Here is a 9,738-nt window from a genome sequence, read left to right as displayed (position 1 = left end):
TCTCCAGGCCTTCTTTCATACGGTGGTTCACATCCATTCGGTTATCATTCATGATTAATTATACAGGAACCACCGTTGCCACACACCCTCAGTGGCAATTATACAACTAAAAAACCGTGTTGTTCAGTATTAACTTGCGCTGTAGTATTAGTCAAGTTGTACCGAACAACCAATGAGGACAAATACTTGAAACTGGCCCAGTATTTCATCGACCGGCGGGGCCAGAAGCCCTCGATCTTTGAAACAGAACTTGCGGACTTACCAGCGGAAGACACCAGACTGAATCAGCACTATTTCCTCAGAACGGGCACCTTTGATAGCAGTGATTTTCAAGACCACCTGCCGGTAAGAGAACAGGAAACAGCGGTAGGGCATGCGGTCCGGGCTATGTATATGTACTCCGCGATGGTTGACCTTGGCGTTGAGTTAGACGATAGGAGTCTGATTGAAGCTTGTTTGAGACTATGGGATGACGTCTATCATCGGAAAATGTATATTACCGGCGGGCTCGGGGCGCGCGGTGAAATCGAAGGATTTGGTCCTGAATACAAGCTACCGAATGCTGCCGCCTACGCGGAAACCTGTGCGTCTGTTGGCAGTATCTATTGGAATCATCGTTTGTTCAACCTGTTCGCCGATGGACGCTTCATGGATGTAATCGAACGAACCTTGTATAACGGTCTTCTGAGTGGCGTTTCGATGGATGGGCGAGACTTTTTCTATGTTAACCCCTTGGCCAGCTCGGGTGATCGTCATCGCCACGAATGGTTTGCTTGTGCCTGCTGTCCTACCAATATGGCCCGGTTTATCGCGTCTGTCGGTCAGCTGATCTATGCCCAAGCGCCTGGGGAAGCTTACGTTAACCTGTACATAGCGGGAACCGGCAACATCGATTTGAGGACGCAAAAGGTCATCCTGCGTCAGCATACCAATTATCCTTGGGAAGGAACGGTGCAAATTGAGGTACATCCTGAAACAACGGAAGCTTTTGGCATTAATCTCCGGCTACCCGGTTGGTGCGGTCAATATGACCTGCAGATCAACGGAAGAACAATCGACGATTTGTCCCTAGATAAGGGATACATCAAGCTGATTCGCACATGGCAACCAGGGGACGTCATAGAGCTAAACCTCAGCATGCCTGTGGAACGAGTGTACTCGAACCCTAATGTACTGGATAACGTTGGCAAAGTCGCTCTGGAACGCGGACCCCTCGTGTATTGTCTAGAAGGAGTCGATCACCCGGTTGCATTGGACAGAATCATTTTGCCTAAAGAGAGCCAGCTTCAAGCTTCACATGTTGATGATGAGACGCTAGGACACATAGTCCAGATTCAAGGTGATGCACTCATGTTAGTAGACGAGGATTGGCAAGGGGTTCTATACAAGGACCGACCACCGACCACAACACCCATTTCTATTAAGGCAATTCCGTATTTTGCCTGGGATAATCGTCAACCAGGGGAAATGCGTGTATGGATAAACGAATTTGGCAAATGATACCGGCACAGATGTCGACCAAGGACTGATTGAGCCTAATCGCGAAAAAGAACATATTTGAGTAAAGAAAGGATGAATCAAATGAAGAGATTTCTTTTACTGCTAACTGGAACGATCGTGTTGTGTTTTTCGTTGAGCATTGTTGTAGCCGCCAATGGTGCTGTAATGTACAGTGTCTACCGTAATGATATCGTAGTTGATGGTGACGTGAGCGAATGGACGTTGGAATACCCCAACAGGATATCAGGAGATAATCCAGACTGGTATGCCTATGAGGGGCGGGAACTATCAGAGCGGAAGCCATCGGAATTTTCTGGCACCTTGTATTCAGCCTGGAATGAGGATTTTCTGTACTTCTGTGGTGTAATCCAAGACAATGATGTATCCTGGACAGAGTTTTGGAACTGTGACTATTTCGGATTATATTTCGATGCCCTAGGAGTCACTAGTCCAGGTGACCCAGCATGGATGGACGGGCATATCTGGGCCCACTTTCGCATAAACCCCGATGGTCAAATCCCTCCTGGCAGTAAGGAGGTACGGGCTAAAGATGACTATATGGGTAGATCCGGTCATGAGCAGATACCCGGCAGCAAGGTGGAGGTTATCTTTACCGATGGTGGCTATGTCTTCGAGGTTGTGATTCCTTGGAAGGAACTTGCCTTCCTCGATGAGCCCTATGAATCCAGGGAAATACCCTTCCGCATTTTGGCCTATGAGGTGGATATTCTACTTACCTATCCCATAACATCTCAGTATTTCTGGGGGGCTAGACTGGAGCAGCATCATGAGGAGTTTTGGAATATGGGTACCTTGAAGCTGGTTAAGTAATTATGCTCTGTAGGTATGAGGACGCATATGAGCTGGAAGGCAACATAGCCATGAGATATCTACACAGCACGAGAGGAGGAAAAGAAATTGCTACGAAATAACAAAAAGGTGTTGCTCCTCCTGATAGCAATTGTCATCTCGGTGCTCACGACGGTTGAACCGAAAGCCTTTGCTGAAAAAGTCACTATTAGAGTAGCCAATTGGGGACCTCGGGACCTATGCCCCGTATGGAACATTCTACAAAGATTAATGGAGGATCATCCAAATATCAAAGTCGAATTCGAGTACCATGAGGACCATTTCGATAAGTTGATCATGGGACTAGTCACCGGGCAAGCCCCTGATATATTTCTGTGGTGGGACTTTCCTGGGTTGATTGAGGAAGGATTTGCCGAAGATTTGACTCCCTATCTGGAAAAGAGCGAAGTCCTTTCTGAGGACATATTCTTCCCAGGGGTACTGCTATATGGTGGTAAGTACAAAGACGGTATATACGCTCTGCCCCACAGCTTTACGTCCCGGGTCATACTCTATAACAAGGACAACTTCGACGAATTCGGAGTAGCCTATCCAGATGGTAGTTGGACATGGGACGAGTTTAGAGGCATTGCCCGAAAGCTCACAGCCCCAGAAAAGCAAACATACGGATTTGATTTCTATCATGGTGTCTACAATATTGGTACGTACACATGGTCCAACGGGGGAAGCTTCATGAATCTTGAGGCGGACCAAGCGTTGGGGTATTGTGATAGTCCAGAGACCATTGAAGCAGTGGAATGGCTGGCGAGCTTGAAACTCGACGATGGGGTAATGCCTCCCCCAGGATCGCTATCGGCTGGTCAGGGATTTGCTTTCGGCAATATTGCCATGATCGATACCGGGTCTTGGGATATATCTGTATCAAAACAAGCTAATCCAGCGTTGAGACTAGCGTCGGCTTTGCCACCTCATCCGGAAGGAAAGCAGCTACAAACAGTATTGCATAGCTCTGGTTGGGTTCTCAATGGTGCCTGTAAACACAAGGATGAAGCCCTCACAGTCCTGGAGTATCTCGCCGGACCTATTGGGCAGGCAGAAATGGTTCGTCAAGAATGGGCTCTACCAACCATTCCTAGTGTAGCAACGGATTTCCAATTATGGCTAAGCGAGGAACAGGGCGCATGTCTTGAGGCAGCCCAGTACGCAATGACTCCCCACTATTTCCTACGAACTCCGCTGTGGCACCTTTACTATCAATCGGTAGTTCAGAATGCGCTAGACGAAGTATTTGAAGGAAGGTCTGCCGGACATACTGCCCTAACCAGTGCGGCACGGCAATTGCAGGATCTGCTTGATTACTACAATAAAGAGTAAGTCGAAAGGCGTTGAAGTGCACATGATATTAAGTAATTATCCTAAGCTGGTTGTCGGCTTCATGCTCATCATTATGTTAGTTTTTGGAGCGGTCAGTGCTGAGGAGAACACAGGGCAGATTACATTGCATCTTGCTCACTGGGACGGCCCCGGAGCGACTAACCCAGTTCCCAAGATTGTGGAGCGGTTCATGGAAGATCACCCGAATATTAACGTAGAGATCCAGTTCGGAACAGGAGACTATTTCAGCAGGATTATTGTTGATCTTGTCTCAGGAACCGCCCCCGACGTCTTCCTCTGGTGGGACTATCCTATGATCGTCCAGGAAGGATTTCTGGAGGATCTGACTCCGTTTTTGGAAAAAAGTGATATTCTTTCGCCAGACATGTACTTTCCTCAGGTACGACCATATAGTGGTCTGGTAAATGGAGTTACCTATGGCTTACCCCATAGTTTCTCCCCCCGGGCTATTTTATACAACATGGATCGCTTCGACGAAGGGGGAGTTCTTTATCCTGAGTCGGACTGGACCTGGGAGGAGTTTCGCTCTATCGCCAAAAAACTAACTGATCCAGAGAAAAGCTACTACGGTTTCAGTTTCGATACAGGGATCTATGGTCACTCTGGGTATATCTGGTCAGGCGGGGGACAGCTTATCTCGGAAGATGGTCGACAAGTTGACGGCTTTGCGAATAGCCAAGATACAATAGATGCCTACCAATGGTTAGCGGATTTGAGAACCAAGGACATGGTTGTACCGTTCTCAGGAGCATTACCCCAGGGGGCTGGTTTTGCCACCGGTCACATCGCAATGGTAGATGCGGGACATTGGGCATTGGCCATGTATCCGGAGCAAAACCCGAACCTTCGCTTCGGCGCCGTCTTGCCGCCGCGCCAAGCAGGAAAGGAACTGCAAACGGTAATACACAGCTCAGGATGGGTGGTATGCTCCCTAACCAAGTATCCTGACGAGGCTGTCAAGTTGCTTGAATATCTCTGCGGTCCAATTGGTCATAGTGAAGTCGCTAGAATTGGTTGGGCATTACCTTGCATACCTGAGGTAGCCGATGAATTCGGCTTCTGGAACGACGATCTTAAGCTTCCCTTTCTGCAATCAAGCCAGCACGCAAACAACGTTCATTACTTTTTGCGAAATCCAATCTGGAGCAATACCATTGAACCTATTTTGCAACGAGAGCTAGACACAGTTTTTAACGGTGACCGAGCTGCACAGACAGCACTCAATGCTGCCGTACAGGCAGCACAAGCGATTCTGGATAGGCAAAAGTAGAGACAATCTGACCGCCTCGAGCTAAAGGGACTGCTTCCTGCATCCACGGACATCCTTCGGCTTCATGATGCAGGAAGCAGCCTTATTACTTGGGGACCCGAACTCCCCTGATAGGGATAGTGCACTAGACTCACATTGTCTAATGACAGACGACAATGATTGCAGATCAGCCTTCGGCATTTTAGGATAGTCGTCTTGCAGATGTATTGGCGTTGCATGGTGCTGTGTCATGGCGTTAACGCCAGTGTGCTTGGGACACAAGAGTGGAGACAGGTCACGGAGAAGCAAAGGAAGTTGAATCTTAGTGTTTATCAAGTGAAACAATCAATGAACCGTTAGGATTATTGTCGATTGTAAGGAGCATTTATGTTATTGGAGGGTTTGAAATGAGGAACGAGGGGTTTATCATTGCATTGATTTTCCTTGTTACTCTGGTATTGCACAGTGTTAGCCTAGCATCGGAACAGATATGTATCTCACCTGAAGATATTATAGTAACCGGATCCAGCCAGACCGCCAGCTTCTACCCGGGACTGGCCATTGATGGGTTCCTCGAAACTCGGTGGGTCGGTAGCTCATTGTCCGCAGGACAATGGATTAAGATCGAGTTCCCCATGGTTCTTGATTTCTCGCAAGTAAAGATAGACTGGTCCTCGGATAATGTCCGTGCTCAGGAAATATCGATTAGTGTCTCCGACGACGGTACCCAATGGACCTCCGTTTTTGCTGGACCGACGACGAGCGTAACAGAAAGCTTTGGGTTTGCCCCGTGTCAGGGAGGTCACCTTCGGATTGAGTTCGGGCCACCGGTGCGTGGAAATATACTGTCAATTAGAGAAATAACCATCCCAGGGATTCGGATTCAGGAACCCTTTTTGCAGCATGTGGGTATTGGCTCAGGAAATGGGGAAGCATGGCTCCCATCGGAGGGAGAGCGGCTCAAGCTTGACGTACTGATCCCGATCTACACAGATACATTTACGTGGGTCTTTGACCAGGAACAAGAGTACTTGGTCATTGAACGACTAGTTGACTATCGGGATTGGGTGGAACAGGTAATCGGTCATAACTTGACCGAAGACTTTCACTTAGCTTTGGTAGATGTCAATCTCAGTAGAAGCGAAATCAGTGAACGTGAACAAAACCGCTTCTGGTTATCTCCCACCGACGTGTGGAGCAACTTGGCATTGGGTCGCATAAACCCGAGTGATTACGACCTTGTTTGGTCCCTGTGGGCATGGAAGAACCTCCCGAACGCACAGCAGATGTACGGTGGCGCCGCGCAGGACGGTCCTGCTAATACACCCTTTATGTCCTTTTCCGTTTCGCAACTAACAGAATCAACATCGTATTTTAGTATGGTTTTAGAACATGAGGCCCAGCACACCTTTGAATCGCTATTCCACCATACTGGACAAGTAGTGGACACCACTTTGCCTCTGAGAGGTTTTCCCCATGCTGATTTTCTGGATACATTCATAGAAGAGATGCTCAGACGGGAGCCAGGTCTATTCGAACCGTTTATGAGTGATGCAGAGGCGATTCAATACCGAAGAGATGGGCCGCGAGAATGGCCGGGCATGACTATGCAAAGAACGGTCAATGCCTGGACTCATCGGCAACAGCCCCGAGAAAGGTATCTCAACGTAGCAGATGATTATGGTGAGTTAGTACCAGCTCGGGATGAGCTTGTAGTGCAACCACTGTTTGCGAGTATCTTCATCGTAACTGACCGAGGCCCCCAACGGGAAGTATTTCTGCCAGTGCGAGTACGGGAGAAGGGGTTTCATGTTGAAAGCGCACAGGTAACGGCTACGGTGGGCAACCGGGTTTACATCCTAGAAAAAGACGCCTACTGGCGCTGCCCGGATAACCGTATGCCCAGACAGGAAAGATGGTCTATCGGATGGGATGGGCATGCATATTACGGTACATGGGTGACCTTGGATCAGGATACCACCGTCGTTGAAATAAAAGTATCCGGAAACGACATTAATGAAGAGTTCACAGTCCCTGTCAGATACGTTTTTGTGGAAGAAGATAAAGTAGTACTGAATGACACCGATCATTTCTACGAAGGTGATCTACTATCAGAGGGGGAGAGCACAAGGATTATCTCTGAGGGATCGTCACTTACCTATCGGGTTCCTATGAGCAACTACGATACAAGCTACATAGAAGTCGTAGGGAGCGGATGGCTTGATGTTGGAGTATCAGCCACAGGCAAATATTATCTTTCTACATGGACGGGTGAACTAGGACGAGAACCAGTTGTGGTTGGTATACGCCCTGAATTAGTCAAGGATCAGGATTACGTGTATGTACGTCTAAGGTTGCCGCAAAGTCATAAACGTCCTGCAAGTGCTGAAACAACTTCAAGAGTAACCGATATTGCCGTTGTTTCAAGGACGTATATACAAGAGTGAACGCTTGCTAGCACGATTGGCTAAACGATTGCTACTCACTTCTTATGATGCATCTTCCTCCTGGAAGGCTAACCCGTGATCAGGGCTTCTTCTGAAGGAGCCCTGATTGCACCAAAGCCAACGGTTTTGCACATTGTGTGACTTCAGCAAACACAAGTAGGATTTCAATAGTCAGACGCAGGTGGTACATAAACACATCACCAACAGATAAGGCTTAGGATCAGATCTGCAACATTTCTACAAGTTGAGCAAGAACCCGCATGTTATACTCAAATCAGGTACATAAAGGATCATTCGTTTCCCATAATTCGATTCTGCACTACACGATCGCTGCGCCAATTGGTGAGTGCTTCTAACCAAACATATCGCAATCTTGTTACCGGAAGGTTAGAGAACTTTCGGAAACTAGATGATAATGGGAATATACAGAAGTAGATATTATAGACCGAAGTAACCTTCGTTTGTACTTGATAGCTTCAGAGTTAAACTAGTCGCTGGGTTGAGCACCAATACGCACTCTTCTCGAGACCGGTTAGGCAAAAGCGATACCAAATTGTAGAGGAGGAAGCGCGCAACAGGAGCAGATGTCCAATTAGAGACAACTAATCGATGGCTATATAAATTACGAATTGACTGTGAAAGGATGAGGGATGGTTGCAGTCACAAAGTAGACGCCTCAAACTTGATATTATGATTCCTATATTCACAAACACATTTACTGAGAGGTTTGACAGAAACCAAGAGCACTTGGTAATCGAGAAGCTAATCGAGTATCGCGATTGGATTGATCAAGCTGCCGGTGAGAAGATGTGTCAGGAGTACCATCTTGTGCTCGTAGACTCCCTCTTGTCCAGAAGTGACATTCAGGAATACGACAAGGACCTGTTTTGGATGTCAGCTAAAGATACGTGGCGGAACCTAGAAAGAGCGAACATCAGTCCTAGTCAATACGACATGGTATGGTCTCTTTGGGCTTGGAAGAATGTCGTCGATGCGGAGCAAATGTACGGTGGTGGTGCATTGCTCGGTCCTGATACAACTCCATACATGTCCCTTTCGGTCTCAAGTTTTACTAAGACTTCACCAGGTATTACCATGGTCTTCGAACATGAAGCCCAGCATACCTATGAGATGCTATTTCATAATACGGACCAGATCGTTGATATTGCAATTCCATTGCAAGGGTTTCCCCATGCTGACTACTTGGATACGTTTCTTGGGGAAATGCTCAGACAAGAACCTGGGCTCTTCGAGCCCTTCATGAATGACGCACAGGCTATGGAGCATCGTCGCGATGGCCCGCTGGGTTGGCCAGGAATGACCATGCAAAGAACAGTCAATGCATGGACACACCAGCAACAACCCACAGAACGTTATCTGAAAGTAGCTGAACGGTTTGGCCAGTTGGTCCCCAATCGAGAAGGAATCCTAGTCGAACCTCTATTTAGCAGCATTAGAATAGTCACCGACAAGCATGATCGAGAGGTCTTCTTGCCGGTTAGGGTGCGCAACAACGGTCAGCATGTCGAGAATGTTCAGGTGATCGCCAGAACCGGTGAAAACGTTGTTGCTTTTGAAGAGGATGCATACTACCGTGATGAACTGATCCGGATGCCTAAAAAAGAAAGATGGTCCGTGGGTTGGGACGGAAACTCGTACTATGGCGGTTGGGTGTGCCTAAACAAGTGGACCAAATCCATTGACTTGACAGTCAGTGGGGAAGGCCTTAACGAGTCGTTCTTCATTCCAGTCAAGTTCATCACTGTTAACACTGAGAAGTCTGTGTTGAACCCCACAGACTATCTGCATGAGGACAATGGCACTGTCCCTACTGAAAACATAAGAGTCATCGATGAGGGTACATATGCAGTTTATCGTTTACCCGTCAGTTCTTACGCCGAGGTCTCTATTGAGCTGTTCGGTGAAGGATATGTGGATGTAAGGCTCTCTACCACGGGTAGATACTACATTACTGTTTGGACCGGTGAGACAAAGGGCGAATCGATCAAGATAGACATCCCTCATGAGGTGGTGCAGCACCAAGATTATGTATACCTGCAACTGCGAGTACCAGCTAATCATAGAGGGCAGTTTCGCTACAAAGGACTGTCCATTGTTGGCAGAGAGTATCTTTAGGTCATGGCGGTGAGGGCCTCAGGGCCCTCCTTGCCACCGGTAATGGTGTGTAAAAATGTAAGATGGAGCGGAAACACATACCTATCTAGCCCCCTAAAGGATTTGGACATAAGCTATGTTTGTGCTAAGATTACTTTAGTGGGAGTGATTAACCGTGACAAGAAAGCGTTACTCAGATGATTTCAAGCAACAGGTGATTGA

The 9,738-nt window shown here is 47.6% G+C and carries 6 protein-coding genes; all 6 read left to right on the top strand.

All coding sequences use genetic code 11. The annotated features are described in order from the left end of the window. Positions 1 to 156: 156 nt before the first annotated feature. A complete protein-coding gene (locus tag M0Q40_11920; GenBank protein ID MCK9223301.1) occupies positions 157 to 1,500 on the top strand; it encodes a glycoside hydrolase family 127 protein in 1,344 nt (447 codons plus the stop codon). 81 nt (positions 1,501 to 1,581) lie between these two features. After that, positions 1,582 to 2,331 carry a hypothetical protein gene (locus M0Q40_11915; protein ID MCK9223300.1) on the top strand — a complete coding sequence of 250 codons (750 nt, stop codon included), beginning with the start codon at positions 1,582 to 1,584 and terminating at the stop codon, positions 2,329 to 2,331. Between the two features lie 87 nt (positions 2,332 to 2,418). Next, positions 2,419 to 3,684: a sugar ABC transporter substrate-binding protein gene (locus tag M0Q40_11910; GenBank protein ID MCK9223299.1), complete on the top strand. Its 1,266-nt coding sequence runs from the start codon at positions 2,419 to 2,421 to the stop codon at positions 3,682 to 3,684. Positions 3,685 to 3,706: 22 nt separating this feature from the next. Next, positions 3,707 to 4,975, top strand: a complete 1,269-nt coding sequence (locus tag M0Q40_11905) for a sugar ABC transporter substrate-binding protein (protein MCK9223298.1) — start codon at positions 3,707 to 3,709, stop codon at positions 4,973 to 4,975. A gap of 386 nt (positions 4,976 to 5,361) precedes the next feature. Beyond that, positions 5,362 to 7,401 carry a discoidin domain-containing protein gene (locus M0Q40_11900; GenBank protein MCK9223297.1) on the top strand — a complete coding sequence of 680 codons (2,040 nt, stop codon included), beginning with the start codon at positions 5,362 to 5,364 and terminating at the stop codon, positions 7,399 to 7,401. Positions 7,402 to 8,055: 654 nt separating this feature from the next. Further along, positions 8,056 to 9,537, top strand: coding sequence for a hypothetical protein (locus M0Q40_11895; protein MCK9223296.1), 1,482 nt, complete (start codon positions 8,056 to 8,058; stop codon positions 9,535 to 9,537). Positions 9,538 to 9,738 lie beyond the last annotated feature (201 nt).

It is taken from the genome of Limnochordia bacterium (assembly GCA_023230925.1).
GTDB lineage: Bacteria > Bacillota > Limnochordia > DUMW01 > DUMW01 > JALNWK01.
The sequence above is the reverse complement of the archived record's forward strand: the minus strand, read 5'-3'. Positions and strand labels throughout refer to the sequence as shown.

What these genes read in the sequence shown, in the direction of transcription:
- M0Q40_11915 (MCK9223300.1), top strand. Translation starts at nt 1,582, where the DNA reads ATGAAGAGATTTCTTTTACTGCTAACTGGAACGATCGTGTTGTGTTTT.
- M0Q40_11900 (MCK9223297.1), top strand. Translation starts at nt 5,362, where the DNA reads ATGAGGAACGAGGGGTTTATCATTGCATTGATTTTCCTTGTTACTCTG.
- M0Q40_11905 (MCK9223298.1), top strand. Translation starts at nt 3,707, where the DNA reads ATGATATTAAGTAATTATCCTAAGCTGGTTGTCGGCTTCATGCTCATC.